The sequence below is a fragment of the Sphingomonas sp. genome (assembly GCF_964263785.1).
Classification (GTDB): Bacteria; Pseudomonadota; Alphaproteobacteria; order Sphingomonadales; family Sphingomonadaceae; genus Sphingomonas.
In genome coordinates, this window is record NZ_CAXVWL010000080.1 from 21747 (window position 1) to 36885 (window position 15139).

At 63.9% G+C, this 15139-nt stretch carries 17 protein-coding genes and 1 tRNA gene; 13 read left to right on the plus strand and 5 right to left on the minus strand.

Going from position 1 to position 15139, the window contains the following annotated elements; translation table 11 throughout:
- Window positions 1-252: 252 nt before the first annotated feature.
- A complete protein-coding gene (locus tag ACE5C1_RS10895; RefSeq protein WP_374944101.1) occupies window positions 253-1872 on the minus strand; it encodes a M28 family peptidase in 1620 nt (539 codons plus the stop codon).
- A gap of 165 nt (window positions 1873-2037) precedes the next feature.
- On the opposite strand from ACE5C1_RS10895, the gene ACE5C1_RS10900 reads away from it, so the two are divergent.
- Window positions 2038-3081, plus strand: coding sequence for a cell wall hydrolase (locus tag ACE5C1_RS10900; RefSeq protein WP_374944102.1), 1044 nt, complete (start codon window positions 2038-2040; stop codon window positions 3079-3081).
- A gap of 57 nt (window positions 3082-3138) precedes the next feature.
- Window positions 3139-3300 (plus strand): hypothetical protein, encoded by a 162-nt coding sequence (locus tag ACE5C1_RS10905; protein WP_374944103.1) that lies wholly within the window; start codon window positions 3139-3141, stop codon window positions 3298-3300.
- 11 nt (window positions 3301-3311) lie between these two features.
- Here ACE5C1_RS10905 and ACE5C1_RS10910 read toward each other — a convergent pair whose 3' ends face one another.
- Window positions 3312-4148, minus strand: a complete 837-nt coding sequence (locus tag ACE5C1_RS10910) for a peptidylprolyl isomerase (protein WP_374944104.1) — start codon at window positions 4146-4148, stop codon at window positions 3312-3314.
- 90 nt (window positions 4149-4238) lie between these two features.
- Here ACE5C1_RS10910 and ACE5C1_RS10915 point away from each other — a divergent pair.
- From ACE5C1_RS10915 to ACE5C1_RS10960, 10 genes are all read left to right on the plus strand, one after another.
- Window positions 4239-4329 (plus strand) — tRNA-Ser (locus ACE5C1_RS10915).
- A gap of 165 nt (window positions 4330-4494) precedes the next feature.
- On the plus strand, window positions 4495-5772 hold the full coding sequence (locus ACE5C1_RS10920; RefSeq protein ID WP_374944105.1) for a tyrosine-type recombinase/integrase: 1278 nt from the start codon (window positions 4495-4497) through the stop codon (window positions 5770-5772).
- A 101-nt stretch (window positions 5773-5873) separates the two neighbouring features.
- Window positions 5874-6458 carry a hypothetical protein gene (locus ACE5C1_RS10925; RefSeq protein WP_374944106.1) on the plus strand — a complete coding sequence of 195 codons (585 nt, stop codon included), beginning with the start codon at window positions 5874-5876 and terminating at the stop codon, window positions 6456-6458.
- Between the two features lie 97 nt (window positions 6459-6555).
- Window positions 6556-6825: a helix-turn-helix transcriptional regulator gene (locus ACE5C1_RS10930; RefSeq protein ID WP_374944107.1), complete on the plus strand. Its 270-nt coding sequence runs from the start codon at window positions 6556-6558 to the stop codon at window positions 6823-6825.
- Window positions 6800-7111, plus strand: a complete 312-nt coding sequence (locus ACE5C1_RS10935) for a hypothetical protein (RefSeq protein ID WP_374944108.1) — start codon at window positions 6800-6802, stop codon at window positions 7109-7111. The genes ACE5C1_RS10930 and ACE5C1_RS10935 overlap by 26 nt, the downstream gene beginning before the upstream one ends.
- Window positions 7112-7237: 126 nt before the next feature.
- Entirely contained in the window at window positions 7238-7618 is a 381-nt protein-coding gene (locus tag ACE5C1_RS10940; RefSeq protein WP_374944109.1) for a hypothetical protein, read from the plus strand.
- Between the two features lie 85 nt (window positions 7619-7703).
- Complete coding sequence (locus ACE5C1_RS10945) at window positions 7704-9944, plus strand: primase-helicase family protein (RefSeq protein WP_374944110.1); 2241 nt, start codon at window positions 7704-7706, stop codon at window positions 9942-9944.
- Between the two features lie 172 nt (window positions 9945-10116).
- Window positions 10117-10548, plus strand: a complete 432-nt coding sequence (locus ACE5C1_RS10950; RefSeq protein ID WP_374944111.1) for a hypothetical protein — start codon at window positions 10117-10119, stop codon at window positions 10546-10548.
- Window positions 10538-10786 carry a hypothetical protein gene (locus ACE5C1_RS10955; protein ID WP_374944112.1) on the plus strand — a complete coding sequence of 83 codons (249 nt, stop codon included), beginning with the start codon at window positions 10538-10540 and terminating at the stop codon, window positions 10784-10786. The genes ACE5C1_RS10950 and ACE5C1_RS10955 overlap by 11 nt, the downstream gene beginning before the upstream one ends.
- Before the next feature lie 250 nt (window positions 10787-11036).
- Window positions 11037-11372, plus strand: coding sequence for a hypothetical protein (locus ACE5C1_RS10960; RefSeq protein ID WP_374944113.1), 336 nt, complete (start codon window positions 11037-11039; stop codon window positions 11370-11372).
- Window positions 11373-11430: 58 nt separating this feature from the next.
- On the opposite strand, the gene ACE5C1_RS10965 is transcribed toward ACE5C1_RS10960, so the two are convergent.
- A complete protein-coding gene (locus ACE5C1_RS10965; RefSeq protein WP_374944114.1) occupies window positions 11431-11805 on the minus strand; it encodes a hypothetical protein in 375 nt (124 codons plus the stop codon).
- Window positions 11802-12386, minus strand: coding sequence for a hypothetical protein (locus ACE5C1_RS10970; RefSeq protein ID WP_374944115.1), 585 nt, complete (start codon window positions 12384-12386; stop codon window positions 11802-11804). The genes ACE5C1_RS10965 and ACE5C1_RS10970 overlap by 4 nt, the downstream gene beginning before the upstream one ends.
- Window positions 12387-12596: 210 nt before the next feature.
- Here ACE5C1_RS10970 and ACE5C1_RS10975 point away from each other — a divergent pair, with 210 nt between their 5' ends.
- The gene (locus ACE5C1_RS10975) at window positions 12597-13802 is read left to right on the plus strand and encodes a phage major capsid protein (protein WP_374944116.1); all 1206 of its coding nucleotides are present in this window, start codon (window positions 12597-12599) and stop codon (window positions 13800-13802) included.
- An 86-nt stretch (window positions 13803-13888) separates the two neighbouring features.
- On the opposite strand, the gene ACE5C1_RS10980 is transcribed toward ACE5C1_RS10975, so the two are convergent.
- Window positions 13889-14629: a reverse transcriptase domain-containing protein gene (locus tag ACE5C1_RS10980; RefSeq protein WP_374944117.1), complete on the minus strand. Its 741-nt coding sequence runs from the start codon at window positions 14627-14629 to the stop codon at window positions 13889-13891.
- Window positions 14630-15139: the final 510 nt, after the last annotated feature.

Here is a 15139-nt window from a genome sequence, read left to right on the forward strand (position 1 = left end):
GCTCGGGCCCTGAAACGATTTCCATTCGCTGGCGACGCCGATGTAGAATACCGCCGCGCTCAACAGGCTCGTGCGGCCGAGACGAAGGACGGCGTCGCGCCGATCCGGCTAGAGGCGGACGAAAGTGTGGGCACACCGGTGTCGGACACTTGCCATGGGCAGGCGGCGAACGATGCGAGATGCGGCCTGACGTCGCTGGCCAGGCTCGTGCTCGCCACCACTGCCGAACAAGACGAGACGGTGACCAGCCTGCTAGGGCCGACGCGCGTCCTGCGTCCTGGCCCGTTCCGCGGCGAACGGTTCCGCCGCGTTCCAGCTGGGCCAGTTACGGCCCGTGGCGATCTCCCGACCCAGCGCATAGGCGACGCTGCCCTCCTGCGCGGCACCCGTCATGTCCCAGCGGGCGTCGAATTGGTCGCAGACCTGGTGATAGCATCGCGCATTGTAGCGGGCACGCTCGCGCTCCCCGGCGTCTAGGCCGCCGTTCACGAGATCGCGACCCGCGCGGAAGTAGACACCCGGCACGCCTTTCTGCGCGAAGGCGTAATGGTCCGACCGGTAATACCATCCTGCTTCGGTATTCTCCTCCGGTACGATCGCCAGCCGCTGCGCGGCGGCGACGCGCGCGAGGTCTGCCTCCAGGGGCGTCCTGCCGACACCGATCAACTCCAGATCACGCGTCCGCCCAAGCACGACGTGGGGATCGAGGTTGAACTGCGCCGCGGTGGTCGCGAGTGGGAGGAAGGGGTGGTCGGCATACCAGGTCGCGCCGAGCAGACCCTTTTCCTCGGCTGTCCACAACGCGAACACCACCGACCGGCGGGGGCGCTCGGCGCCGGCGAAGGTGCGTGCGATCTCCAGGAGGGTCGCGGTGCCGGTGCCGTTGTCGATCGCACCGTTGCGGATGCGGTCGGCGGGTGGATCGAACGCGTTTTCGCCATACGCATCCCAGTGCGCGCCATAAAGGATACTACCGGCCGCGGCGTCCGCGCCCGGCAACACGCCGACGATGTTGTGGCTGACCACCCGGTCGAGGCCGACCGTCGTCGACGCGCTGAGAAACGCGCCCTTCACCTCCACCGCGCGGAAATCGGCCCGCTGCGCGGCGAGCTTGGCGGCGGCATAGTCGATCCCGCCCTGCCGGAGCATCGCGACGCCCACATCGTTGCGGATCGTACCGCGCACGCCGAAGGCCGGCGGCACGACTCCCGTGTCGAGTGCATAGCCCGGCACCGCGTCGCCGTTGGCGAGCTGGAGCCATGGATAGCTGGAGGGAAATGTTTCGTGGATCGTCAGAAATGCGGCGGCACCGCGTTTCTGCGCCTCGGCAAGCTTGGTTCGCGCAGCCGGGCTCGACGCGCGGCCGCCGAACCCGAGATCGCGTCCCGCGTCCACGTCGGGATCGCCCGCCAGCGCAACGACGACCTTTCCGCGCACGTCGACGCCGCGATACGGATCATAGCCGAGGGTGGGTTCGACGACGCCGTAGCCGACAAAGACGACGGCCGCACGATCCAGCGTGGACGTGCCGACGATCCGGGACGTCGCGGCGATCTCGACGCCGGGAACGAGCGTCCGCCTGCTTCCACCGAGGTCGAGCGTGAAGCTCGCGCGTTCGCGCGTCCAGCGCAGCATCGGCACGGTCTGGCGGTAGCCATCGTCGCCACCGGGCTTGAGGCCCAACTGCCGAAATCGCGTCTCCAGAAAGGCAAGCGTCACCGGTTCGCCGGCCTGGGTCGGCCCGCGACCATGGAAATCGTCCGCGCTGAGGATTTTCACGTCCGCCTTGATCCGGGCGGCCGACAGGATCGGCGGCGCCGGATCGGTCGCGGCCGTGAGGGCGAGGAGGAGCAAGGGAAGCCAGCGTTTCATCGCCGCAGAGTGGCCGTGAAGCGTGGCCGGCACAAGCAGGGGTTGCAAGCACTTCGACCGGATCGCATCACCGTGCCGGATTTACTCGAGCCCCCTTCGTCCCACCTCGGGACGCCACCGAAAGCATAGCGGACGGTTAGGGTTCGATCGGCTATGCCGCCGGGCGTGAAAGCGCCCCGCATCTCCTTCCGCCTGCTGCGCCGATTGGTCTGGACCTGGATTGCCGCGGTGGGGGTGGCGCTGGCGATAACCGTGGCCATGTCCGCACACGCCGCGCTGCGCGCGATCGCCGCCCAGCAGGCGCGCGCGGTCGTGCCCGCGCCCTCGCTCGCCACCGGCTACGACGCCGACGATCATTTCCCCGGTGCGGCGCTGCTGTACGCCGATCGGGAGGATACGGGCGCAGATCGCGCGACCGCCGCTCCGGCGACCGGCGTGACCGGCACCATCGCGCTGCCCGCGCTTCCGCTGCCGCCCGCAGCCGCTGTCGCCGCGATGGCCGCCGACATCGGCATCGTTCCCGCCGCGCCCTTCGCGCTTGCCGGTGCCAGCGCGCTTGATCGTGGCCGCGCGCTCGAATGCCTCAGCGCCGCGATCTATTACGAGGCCGCGTCCGAGCCCGACGCCGGGCAAGCCGCAGTGGCGCAGGTGGTCCTCAACCGCGTCCGCCATCCCGCCTTTCCCGCTACCGTGTGCGGAGTCGTCTATCAGGGATCGGAGCGCGCCGGCTGCCAGTTCAGCTTCGCCTGCGACGGCGCAACCGCACGCGTCCCCGCACGATCGGCCTGGGCGCGCGCCGCTCGTGCGGCCGGGGCGGCGCTGGCGGGTTATGTCTATGCGCCGGTGGGGCTGGCGACGCATTATCACACCTATGCGGTGACGCCCGCGTGGAACCGCAGCCTGGTGATGACCGACGTCGTCGGCGCGCACTTCTTTCACCGGTGGAAAGGCTATTGGGGCACCGCGGCGGCTTTCCGCCAGCGGTACCGGGGCGGCGAGCCGCTGCCCGGGCCGCATCCGGGCGTCGCGACCCCGCTCGTGCCGACCGCGGTCGCGATCGCGGTGCCGCTCGTCACGCCGCCAGCAACGATTCGCGCGCCGTATGCCGCCACCGGAACGCCACGCGACCGGCCCATACGGACCGACGCTCTTCCCGCCGCCTCACAGGTGCTCGATCGCTGGAAGGATTCGGGCCAGCCTCTGCGCTGATGCGGTGCCGGCAACGATTTTGCGGCCTTGCGGGTTACGACACGCAAGGAGACGATCATGACCGACGCGATCAAGCCGACGACCGAGACCAGGGACCCCAATCTGTCGACCGAACATCAGAAACAGGGCGACGCGCGCCGTCCCAGTGACACCCTGGATCGCGGCCAGCCCGACGAGGAAACCATCCCGCGCAAATCCTCGCTGACCGGCGACACCTAGGTTCCGGGAGCCTAGCGCGCGCGCCGCACCTCCAGCGGCACCGCGCACACGTCCACCCCGCCCGATGCCACCGTCGGCGGGTCGGGACGTTCGGCGCGCGCGATCAGCGCGGCGAAGCGCGGCGTGTCGGGGCTGCGATATTCGAAATGCGGGCGAAGCGCGGCGGGTAGGTCGGCGGCGAGCCGCACCGACACGATCGGGGTCCGCTCGGCCGCCTCGGCATAGAAACCCATCTTCGCGGCACTGCGCGGCATGGCGGACATGTAGGCCATCCCCTCGACGATCCGCCCCACCACCGTATAGTTGCGGTCGAGCCGTCGTGCAGGCGTGCCGATGACGGTGTAGAGTTCGGCGCCGCTTCCGGTCGTCGTCGCGTCGCGCGCGACGCCGACACTGGCGTAGCAATGCGTCAGCCAGCCCGTGGCGCCGTCGGACGCCATCGGCCAGCCGTCGGCAGTGATCCCCGACGCGGCCGAATAGGCATCGGCCTTGCGCAGCCGCTGCGCGACCGCGAACGGGGTACCCTGGTATTCCGCCGCCGGATGTTCGGTGACGCCCGCGGGCAACGGCTTTCGCTCGGTAACGTCGCCCCATTGCGCGACCCAATTGTCCTGCACGCGGTAGACGCTGGCCTCGTCCCACCAGTGCGCCCGCGCCAGCGTCCGGATGTTGGCGACATGCTCGGGCGCGAACCGCGCCGCAAGCCGAACGACGACCGCGCGGCCGCCGCGCAAGGTGACGATCATGATCTCGTCGTCGGGGATCGCGCGCCAATCGGCCGCGATCGGATCGGAAGGGAGCGGCGCGGCCTGCGCGGCTGCCGCTAGTGTGAGGGCAAGAACGATCATCGCGCCAACCTGCCCCAGCACCGCGGCGCACGCAATCGCTTGCGCAAGCGTGCCCCGGGCATTAGGCGCGCCTCTCCGGGCAAATTCTGCGGAGCGGTGGCCGAGTGGTCGAAGGCGCTCGCCTGGAAAGTGAGTATACGCCAAAAGCGTATCGAGGGTTCGAATCCCTCCCGCTCCGCCAAGTCTGTTCTCCATACATCGCCGTTCTTGCCCAAAACCCACGTAAATGCGTGGTTTCTGGCGCGGTAGAGAGAAGCGCTTAGTGCGTCTGTGTGCGTTTGTATTCGTGCTTTCGCTTTAGAAAAGACAGTCCTAAGAGGGTCCGTGAAATCACACGGAGCCGACCATGAAGCTCACCCTCGCGAAGATCAGGGCCGCCAAGCCCGCCCCGCAGACCACCGGCCACCGCCGCCATGCCCGGCTAGGCGACGGGCGCGGCCTTTGGCTTATGGTTGATCCGAATGGGCGTAAGACATGGGCCTTCCTCTACACGATCAACAAGAAGCGACGGCACATGGGCCTTGGGTCCATCGACCTCCTATCGCTCGATCAGGCGCGCAACGAAGCCCTCCGGCTGCGCGACCTCGTCAAGCGCGGCATCGACCCGCTGGCGCAGCAGGAAGCCGAGCGGGCCGCGAACCTCGGCATTGCGCCCGTTGCCGTTGCCGCGAAGCGCGTGCCGACGTTCGATGAGATGGTGGAGAAGGTGCTGCCCCAACGCACCGCGAAGATGACGAATGAAAAGGCCAAGGCTCAATGGCGCTCGACCTTGGAGACATATGCATATCCGAAGCTGAAAGGCGTCCCGGTCGATCAGATCACCCCATCTGACTTGGCGGGCATCCTCGAAGCTCTATGGTCGCCAAGCGATCCGAAGGAGCGCCCCAAGATCGACACCGGCATGAAGTTGAAGCAGCGAATCAAGATTGTTCTCGATTATGCCGCCCGGCACGACTGGTTGGCGGAGGCGACGCTGGCAAAGCTGTCGCGCACGATGGCCGACTTCAAGAAGTTGAGCGACGACGGCAAGGAGGGCCACAAGTCGATGTCCGCCGACAGCGCGCCGGGGTTCATAGCCCGTCTGCGCGAGAAAGAGGCAATCAGCGCGAAGGCGCTCCAATTCTTGATCCTGACGGGCGCGCGGTCCGGGCAGGTGCGCGGCGCGACTTGGGATGAAATCGACTTGGAGCGCGGGCTGTGGACCGCGCCGCGCGACCGGATGAAGAAGCGTCATAGCGATCACCGCATTCCGCTCGCGCCCGCCGCCGTTACCCTGCTCCGCTCGCTGTATCGGGAGCAAGCCTCCAACCTTGTGTTCCCGTCCCCGACCAAGGCGGGCGCTCCGATGTCCGATAACACGCTCAACAAGATCATGAGCGATATGGGCGAAGAGGCGGTGCCGCACGGCTTCCGCGCCACCATGAGCACTTGGGCGGCGGAGCGCGGCTATGACTCGCAGTTGATCGAAGCGGCGCTGCACCACAAGGACACCAACCGCGTCCGTGCCGCATACCAGAGGACGGATTTTCTCGACCGGCGCGGGCCGCTCATGGATGAGTGGGCGGCTTGGCTGGGCGGCGAAGAAACGCACCGCGCATACCTCGAACAGCGGACGGCGGCGTGAGCGATGATCGATGGCAGGACACCGCTCGGCGGTTCGCTGACCCTGCGTTCGAGCCGGAATGGATGCCGCCCCATCGCCCGCCGTGGCCTTACGCCGCTAACGTGACCTTTCGTTCCTGGCTGGTCGCGCGCCTGGAAGAGTTCGAACCCGCTGACCTGTCGGCGGGAAGGCTCAGGGCTGCGCGTGCCGCCGCCCTTGAAACGGCTCTCCCTGCTCTTGCGGAAGCACTGCATACCTCGTTGTCGCGCATCGACTTCGTCCGAGTTGGGCAACGATATGCGCTGAAAGCCATGCAGATGACGAAAGGTGGGCGCTCGCCAGACCTCAAAGCCATCGAACGCGCCATGAGCAACGATGCGGAGGCGCTGGCTTCGGGCAGGAGGCGTCGCGGCCCCGCGCGCCGCGTTGACCCCGACGATCAACGCCGCGCCGTGATCCGGGCAGCGTGGGACGTGTGGCTGATACGGGTCGTCATCCTCCCGCGCTTCTGGCCGGAACGGCGCGGGCGACAGGTTCATCTCCCCGGCGGTGAGGCGGAGTACAAGCGGATCATCGCACAGCGGTATGCCGCATCGCGCCACGATGCCGCCAAGCTCGCGCAATTGGCATGGTCTGAATATCGCAAGGCTGGCCTCGCTCAAGCATGGACTTGTGACTGCATTCGCTACAATACAGTTACTTGTTAGATGCGGACGGAAGCGTTATTGTTCTTTCGTGTTCTAAATGGAGCGAATACATCCTTTCTCAACGACGCCGCGCTGATGCGACTAGAGAGGACTGTATGTGACCCAGCCATACTTCATGCGTATGAAGGAGGTATCTGACTTTGTTGGTCTGAAGCCCCACGCGATAGACCGCGCAATCCGGGCCGATCTGTTCCCCCGCCCCTTCCTCATCGGCGTGAAGGCGAAGGCGTGGAGCCGAGACAGCATTATGGCTTGGATTGCCGAGCGCGCCGCTGCCCGCGCCCACTACATCGACCCGGCAGTGCCGAACCCGCTGACCGATGCCGAGCGCGCCGCCCGGTATGAAGTCGCTCGCTCCGCCGCCTGAGCGCCGCGCCGTGACCTTTCAGCGACACCAACGCGCCGTCGCGCACGTGGAGTGCGAAACGGAGGAACTGCCCTACGCCGGGCCGATCGTGCGGCTCCGCTCAAGTAGCGACGGCCTGCAAGTGTTGATCGACCCGCCCTTGCCCAATGGCGCGCAGTATCGTCGCGAGTTCCCGGCGCTTCATCGTGATGCGGCGTTCGGTTACGCACGCGAGCTTTGGCAGGATCACCGCCTCGGTTTCATGGACGAGAGTAGCGGTAATTGGGGCCGCACTTTGCCGCGATAACGATCGCGCGAACTATCCTGTTCTCTCTGGACCGTAATTCACGCCTTTACAAAGCCGTGAGGAGAAAGAGTTATGATTATGCGAGAGATTACCACGGCGAAACTTGCGGACGCTATGCGTATGCCGGTGATCCCCGTACAGCAGATGCTGACGCGAGCCGAGTTCCAGAGCATCCGTCCCGAACAGCAGTTCGCGGGTAGGACGTGCATGTTCAACGAACGTCAAGCGTTCCTTATGATGATCGCTGGCGACCTTGTGCGCTTCGGCATCAAGTCTCCGCTGGCGGGCCGGGTCGCTGATCGCATCGCCGAAAGCCTCTCGTTCGATCCGAACGCCCCGACGCTACATATCGAGTTCCGCGCGAACGGGGCGAGCTTCGCCTTCACCACCGACGAACCGCCGGAGGCCGCCACGGTCGCAGGGCCGCGTCGCTTCCGCCTCACCTTCGACCTTCGCGCCTATCGCGCGGCGGTGGACGCCGCGATGATCGCCGACGATGCCGAGTGAGCTGGGAAGCGAAGCGCCCGCCGACATGGGATCGACGGGCGCGGGGGGTGCGGAGGGGAAGCCGCAAGCGCCCTCTCGCGCTGCGATGATCCAAACGGAAGGCACTACCCGCATCGGCCTGGTATCCGACCTAGACGACGTGCCAGCCGTCGCCGCCTACTTTCGTCGGGCCGGTGCCGAGCCGATCAACTTCGTGTCCGCCAAGGTCGAGCGGATGGTGAACGGCTATCCTAAGACGGTCGGCAGAATCAGCTTCGCCGCTGACGGCAGCGTGACGGTCAAAGACGATGCAGCCGCGCCTACGTCCGAAGAGGCGGAGGCGATCAAGCAAGCGTTCGCGCTGGTCGAGTTCCCCAAGCTTGCCACGCTGACCGCTATCGCCGATCCTCCGCCCGGCATCGACGTCCATGATCCGAAAGTGTTCATCTGCCACGACTTTGCCGGTCAGATCGCACTGGTCCAGAAGCGGTACGACACGCAGGACGGGCGCAAGGGCTTTCTGACATACACATTCTGGTCTGACGGGCGCTGGCGCCTCATGGAGCCGGATACTCTCCCGTTTTTCGGCCTTCCCGGATGGCAGGAGCATAGCACCTTGTTCCTGCACGAAGGCGCGGGAGCCGCCGCGCGGGTCAAGCGCATACTGGCGGGTGAGCCTAACTCCTCATTTCCTTGGCTGGAGGACATGAAGTGGGGGCATCACGTCGGCTGGCTGGGCGGGGTTCATTCCGTTGAAGGGTCCGATTGGGACAAGCTGACCAGCTTGGGCTGGAAGCGCGTCGTCATCGTCGCGGATAATGACAACCTCGGGATCAAAGCCGCAGTCAACATCGCGCGCAAGTTCGATTGCGAGGTTTACATCCTTCAATTTGACCAGCGTTTTGATGAGGGCTTTGATCTCGGTGACGAATGGCCGGTCACGCTCTTCGATAGCAAAGGGCGCTACACAGGCCCGCCATACCGCGACTTCCTGCGCCCGGCGATGCGCGCCACCGACCTCCTCCCGCCGGACCCGGCGAACGGACGCGACCGACCCCTAGCCGTGTTGCGGCCCGAATACCTCGACACGCTCGCCTACACGCTAGAGCCGCTGCGCTTCATCTCGCGCCACACCCCCACTGTTCTCCGCAAGCCCGACGAGTTCAACGCGCTCGCGTCCCCCTTCTCGCACGTCAAGGATACCGCGACCAAGGTGCTATCCGAACTGCAATGCCAGCACGCCGGTATTGTCTATCTGCCGTGGTGCGATGCGGGGTCCGTGGTTCACGACGGCGGGCGCTATTTCAACGTGTATGAGCGCCCCCGCATCGTCGCCAAGCCGGGCGACCTCGCGCTCTGGCTGACGTTCCTAGAACACCTGTTCCCGGTAGAGGCGGAGCGCGAGACGGCGGCGGACTGGATAGCGACCCTCATCGCCCGTCCCGACATTCGCATGCGCTGGGGCTTGCTCCTGATCTCTCAGACGCAGGGTGTCGGTAAAGGGACGCTCGGGGAGGTTCTGCGCGTCCTGCTAGGCTCTACCAACGTCAGCTTTCCATCGGCTCGCGACATTACCGCTCAGTTCAATAGTTGGGCCTTCTGCAAGCGATTGGCGTTCTTTGCCGAGCTATACTCCGGCCATAGCCGCGACACTTACGACGCCTTGAAGCCGTATGTTACGGACGACACAATCCCGATCAATAAGAAGTTTCTGAGCGGCTTCGACATACCGAACTACATGCACTTCGTCATCTGTTCCAATTCGGACAGGGCGCTGCACATCGATGACGAAGACCGCCGATGGTTTGTGCCGACGTTAGCCGAAGAGACGAAGCCGCAAGAGTTCTGGCGAGACTTCTATGCCTGGCTCAAGGCCGATGGTCCGGGAGCAATCCTCACATGGGCATCGGCGCGGGTGAAGGCAGGTCGGTATGTGCGGACGGAGGACCGCCCACCACTGTCGCAACGAAAGTCGGCCATCGCCGATGGTTCGCGGACACCGGGTCAGCAGCTTGCCATAGAGTTTGCCGAGCATCTGGTAGAACTCGACAAGCGCGTGATCTTGAAGGTCAGCGACGTTCGCAAGTGGGTGGCGCTCCGGCGCGACTTCAAGCGTGGCGATCAGCCGGACCTCTCGCATCGGTTTCTTGAGGCGCAAGCCACCCTTATCGGCGTTATGCGGAAGGTTCGCGGTATCACATGTTGGGGAGATGCAAAGCGGGTCAAGTTCGCGGGCGTCAAGGAAGCGCTGGTGATGAACTTCTCGCCCGCGCCCAGCGACAAGTGGGCTGATCTCAAGGAGTATCTGACCGACTTAGCGGGGGTGGGATTAGATGAGCCATTTTGACATCAAAGCGCGAGCTTCGGATTGGGGACGGGGGACGGGTAAACCCCCTCTTTCTTACTCGAACCAAGATTTACTTCGAGAAGAAGAGGAGGGAGGTAAATACGGGAACAGGCTCGAAACGTCCTTCCGGGCCGTCCCCCGTCCCTGCCAACTCTCCCGTGGAACTTAGGACATGACCGTGACCGAACCTCAAATCATCTGCGACGCCCGTACCGGCTACATGCCCGGCTTGCTCCCACCCGACTTCATGTCGAAGCGCGAAGAGGTCCGCTGGAAGGTGCGCCACCTCAACCTATGCGCGCTCGATCGCGAGACGCGGCGGGCGGCGGCGGCTGACCCTGCCATCGTGTGGTGCGCCGAAGAGCGGCAGTACCGCTTCCGCCGCAAAGGGGACGTTCCGTGTGCGGTAGGCTCGGGGCAGTACCTCGACCCAGGCGAAGCCTCCAACGCGCTTCCTCCACCCCCTCCGGCCAAGGACGGCGGTGCCGAGAGGGAGGGGGTATCCGAAAGTTCACGATCGCCCAACGTCCAGACCGGTGCTCGCCTCGAATACGAACGCAAAGCCCATTTCCACGGCCCATGCGGAGGCTCCGATGACCGCTGACCGCGAAGCCTGCTCCATGATCGTCATCGACAAGTGCCGCTCCCTCAACCGACGGATGGCCGAGCAACAGGCGCGTATCGGCGCCAGTCCCGACGACATCGCCATCGCCGCGATCTACTCCGCTATCGACGTTGCCCAGCGACACGCGGGCGGCACCGTCGCGGCGATAGCGTGGGCGCGGCGGGCGCTGGACGTGATGGAGGACGGCGTGCCCCTCCAAGCGGATACGGTCCAGTGACTCCGCTGCAAAAGCTCCGGGCATTGCCGCCGCACGTCCGTGCGCCCGCACTAGAGGCGCTGGATGAGATATCGGCACCGCTAGGCCCTCGTGAGCTGGATCGCGCCTTCCAGAATGTCGGCTTTAGCCGGGGCGATGCCCGCAAGTTCACGCTCGCGTTGAAGCACCTCAACGTCATCGCGATCACCCCGCGGTGAAAGTCGGGCAACCCGGACGCCCGGCGGCAGAGGCGCGCTTGGTCCGGCAAGCGGTGGCGAACGCGACCGGGCCGCGCGAACCTCTCGCGCGCGCGCTCGCGAGGGCGGTCGTGGAGGAGCTATCCGCCTTTCTTGCCGAGGACGATCCGGTGTTAGTGGCGTTCGGGGAGTTCCAGCGCCGCACTATGCCGACACCGGCGCGGGCGCTGGCAACCGACCCGGACATTGATACGCTGGCGCTGTTCGTTGATGAGCGCGTTGCGCGGCTTCGCGCGCGGGCTGGTCGGGCGAACTCGTCTGGCGCCGACGATGTTGAGCGACGCGCAATTCTTAACGAGGTGGAACGTCGGCTAACGGGTCGCTACCTTCGTCACCTTCGCGCAGTCTGACTATCCTCAAAAAGGGGTGGAAATATTCACAGTATAGCGCAGGGATTTAGCCAGATGGCTAAAGATCGTCGTCGTCTAGTTCCTCCAGCAGATCATCGAGGGCCCTATCGGCGCCAACCGCCTGCCTGAAGGCAAGGGCACGTAGTTCTTCCATTAAGGGATAATAAGAGTCATGTTTAGAAATCTTCGGTGTAAGTTCTGACAAGTCCTCATCATCAACAGTCTCAATTACTTCATTATACTGCGTTGCTATAGTAAGATACTCAACCGGATTTCCCCTAGAGTTTCCGTCATATAACGTGAGCGTATAATCACCAAGCTCCGCCTTAGGCTGCCTACTATCATCCAGTACCCACTTCAGAGACTTGTCGTTAGTACGCTTGTACAAGCGCTCTACTAGAGCGGCGTGCTTCTTTGCCACATCGTCATTCATGATATTACATCCTCTATAAGGCGCTTCGCTTTTACGAGAACCTCTTCACCTGTCCTGATCGACGCGCGGATGACATGCTGTTCGGGATACGGCGAAGCACTGCTAATAGCTTCCTCGATCACTCTGATATGTTTATCCAACTTATTAGCAGCGCGCTTTAACTCCTTGGCTGTAGTCTGATCTACCTCTTCTAATATCTTATCCATCCTGATAGCTGAATGACGTACGTTGGACATAGATACGACAATCCCTCGCCAATCGGGCGCGTCAAGATGACGAGAAATCTCGCGATAAGAGTACAGTGCTTCTGATGCGTCTACCGTGGCATCATAGCGACTAACTCGGAGCTTCATGTCCTCAACCGCTTTCTGCGCAGCCTTAGCCGCACGCTCGACCTTCAGTAGCTTTCTCCAGCCTAGCCCAAACGTCGCAAGCGTAATTACAAATCCAGCCGATCCAAACCAGAAGTCCGCTGCATGTAGGAAGGGTATGCTGGTCGGATCGGTGATCCAAACCGGCCATAGTGCGTCTACACTCGGCTTTGCCGTTGAGTTAGCCACGATGGCGCTAAGGACGGGCATTGTACGACCGCTCACCTCGACAGCGCTTGCGGCTGTCCCGACCGAAAGCCCTCGCGCTACGCTCGTTGAAGCTGCCTTTCACCGCCTAACGCTTTCTCGTCTGCTCGCCCTCGCGGGTGGGAGACGACGTAAACGATAGCGGTCGGTTGTCGTCAACCGTATTCCCGCCACCCCGAACCGCCGATCTACCCTCCGACACAGGAGGAACCCATGATCGCTACCCGCCCCATCCCCGCCGCGCTCGCCCGCACCGGCTCCACCATCCGCGCCGCCGGGCCGCAGAGCATCGAAGCGATGTACGCGGAACTGAGCGACACGCTTCGGAACGGGTTCGTCCAGAACCGCGAACGCGCCGAAAACCTCGAAGCGGCGATGCAGGCGATGCAGGAGCAGATCAACAACGGCGCGGTGAGCGGGACCAGCACGATCCTGCCCGTCGAACCGGCGTACACGCAGGCGTTCGCGAGCTACTTCCGGCGCGGCGACGGCGTGGACGTGCTCAAGGCGGCGAACGCGACCGGCGAACGCGCGACCGTTCACGCGGCGATGAGCGTGGGCAGCAACACGGACGGCGGTTATCTCGCGCCGGTCGAATGGGACCGCAAGTTGCAGGAGCGCCAACGCGCGACCTCCCCCATGCGTCGCCTAGCCACGACGCAAACCACGACTACGGGCGCGTTCACTACTCTGTGGAACCTCGACAACTGGGGTTCGGGCTGGGTTGGCGAGACGGCGGCACGTCCGCTCACTACCTCCGCCGGGCTGGCGCCGATCACGTTCGCCGCCGGGGAGATTTACGCCATGCCCGCCGCGACGCAGCGGCTGCTCGATGATTCGGCGATCAACGTGGAAAGCTGGCTGGCGCAGAGTGTCGAACGCGAGTTCAATCGTCAGGAGGGTATCGCCTTCATTTCCGGCGACGGCGTGAACAAGCCCGCCGGGCTGCTCACCTACGTCACCGGCGGCGCGAACGCCGCGACGCATCCCGGTGGCGCGCTGGAGGTCGCGACGGGGATCGTGGATATCGACCCGCTCACGGACACGCTCTACGGGCTGGGGTCGGCCTATCGGCAAAACGCCAGCTGGGTCATGTCGAGCCTTACCGCCGCCCGCATCGCCAAGCTCAAGGACAACAACGGGCAGCTCATCTGGCGCGAGAGCGTCATCGTCGGTCAGCCCGCGACGCTATTGGGGCGTCCGGTGGAGATTGACGAGGCGATGCCCGCTCCGACCTCCGGCAACCTCGCCATCGCGTTCGGCGACTTCAAGGCGGGATACCTCATCAACGATCGCATCGGCACCCGCATCCTTCGCGACCCGTACACCAACAAGCCGTTCGTGAACTTCTACGTCACGAAGCGCGTAGGCGGCGGTGTGCTGGACCCGTTCGCGATCCGGCTGCTCCGGGTCGCCTAACCGGCTCCGCGCGCGCGTTGTTGGACTGGCGCTCGTGCGGCGGGGCGGCGGGATGAGCTAGGCTCCCCCGCCGCGCCTTATCGCGGTCAGATGTTGCCGTCTTCAACGCTCACTTGATAGCGTGCAAAGCCGTCCAAGGACTCCTGCGAGCGCTGCTCCGAGAGGAACTTATCAACCCGCTCTTGGCGTACTTCGGTGTGACCGAAGCTCAAATTGCAGTTAAATAGGTCCATTGCCGGTCCCGGCTCGCGAACCTTGTCCTCGCTTATCTCAAAGTGGGCCTCGGCTAGGCTTGCAAGAAGACCGTCGAAAGCCGCTCGCAGTTTGTCGGCGTCGTCGGATGAGATTGCGATATCGTCCATGTAGACCGAAACCTGCATCGCCGGATCAGCGCTTATCTTACGTAAGAATGCGCCCACTGCGGACTGCATCAAAACGAGGGTTGCGAGGATCGGCGACTGCACGAAGCCGTAAGGCAGCGCGTAGCTCGGCTCCCCATATCGATTTTTCACGCATGACCATTTGGCATAATGGCGCGAGCGCAGGATACCGATTTCACTAATCGCTCGCTGAACCCGGCTCCGGGCTATGCCGTAGAAGAAGCGCCGAATATCGACGCGCGCAAATAGTTGGTGGTGACGGTGCGAGTGAAGCGCGGCGACGTGACCGCCGTTCTTCAGATGATAGACAAAGGGGTCAAATTTGTGGGCGTCTTCGACCTGCGCCTTGATGTCTTCACCGATTTTTCTGCCCAGATCGCTGGGAGCAAAATACGGCTTACCACCGTTCTCATAGCTATATGCGAAGTTCTCGAACTGGACGGCCATAGTTGACGACCTTGCTGATGAGCTCGATGATTGCGGTCAGTAGGGGAATACCCACCAACAACAGAGACATCGTTCTGTCAGCAAGGTCAGTTTGAGCAGGCTTTTTCTCCATAGCTCAGTTCTCCTTTGCTTCGTACCGGCAACCCACAACTCCATCTGCGTAGGAGTCGTCAACCAAGAGAACCCGTTAAGGCTCGTCAAAGCGTATACCCGAATGTCCGCTAAGGCGTCACTCAAGCATAGCCAACCGTGAGGAGTGGGCTATCGCCGGATACCCGCTCAACATAGTCGGTGGTGCCTGCGATGCAAGATCAGTTCGCTCGCTTCGGCGACATCCGCCGGGGCCGGAGCCGCCATGCGCCTTTGCCGATGGGATAAGGTTGCGGCTGAACCGTGAGGCTTGCCGATCACCAGTCCGTTTGAGACCGGACGCGATACGATGACCGGTTGATTTGATGAGCCGCGCCGTGCAGTCCGGAAGGCAGTCCGCGCTTAATCCAGCTTCGAGCA

Coding starts and splice junctions, on each gene's coding strand:
- ACE5C1_RS10895 (WP_374944101.1), bottom strand. CDS start 1,872: ATGAAACGCTGGCTTCCCTTGCTCCTCCTCGCCCTCACGGCCGCGACC.
- ACE5C1_RS10905 (WP_374944103.1), top strand. CDS start 3,139: ATGACCGACGCGATCAAGCCGACGACCGAGACCAGGGACCCCAATCTG.
- ACE5C1_RS10910 (WP_374944104.1), bottom strand. CDS start 4,148: ATGATCGTTCTTGCCCTCACACTAGCGGCAGCCGCGCAGGCCGCGCCG.
- ACE5C1_RS10920 (WP_374944105.1), top strand. CDS start 4,495: ATGAAGCTCACCCTCGCGAAGATCAGGGCCGCCAAGCCCGCCCCGCAG.
- ACE5C1_RS10935 (WP_374944108.1), top strand. CDS start 6,800: ATGAAGTCGCTCGCTCCGCCGCCTGAGCGCCGCGCCGTGACCTTTCAG.
- ACE5C1_RS10945 (WP_374944110.1), top strand. CDS start 7,704: ATGATCCAAACGGAAGGCACTACCCGCATCGGCCTGGTATCCGACCTA.
- ACE5C1_RS10950 (WP_374944111.1), top strand. CDS start 10,117: ATGACCGTGACCGAACCTCAAATCATCTGCGACGCCCGTACCGGCTAC.
- ACE5C1_RS10955 (WP_374944112.1), top strand. CDS start 10,538: ATGACCGCTGACCGCGAAGCCTGCTCCATGATCGTCATCGACAAGTGC.
- ACE5C1_RS10965 (WP_374944114.1), bottom strand. CDS start 11,805: ATGAATGACGATGTGGCAAAGAAGCACGCCGCTCTAGTAGAGCGCTTG.
- ACE5C1_RS10970 (WP_374944115.1), bottom strand. CDS start 12,386: ATGCCCGTCCTTAGCGCCATCGTGGCTAACTCAACGGCAAAGCCGAGT.
- ACE5C1_RS10975 (WP_374944116.1), top strand. CDS start 12,597: ATGATCGCTACCCGCCCCATCCCCGCCGCGCTCGCCCGCACCGGCTCC.
- ACE5C1_RS10980 (WP_374944117.1), bottom strand. CDS start 14,629: ATGGCCGTCCAGTTCGAGAACTTCGCATATAGCTATGAGAACGGTGGT.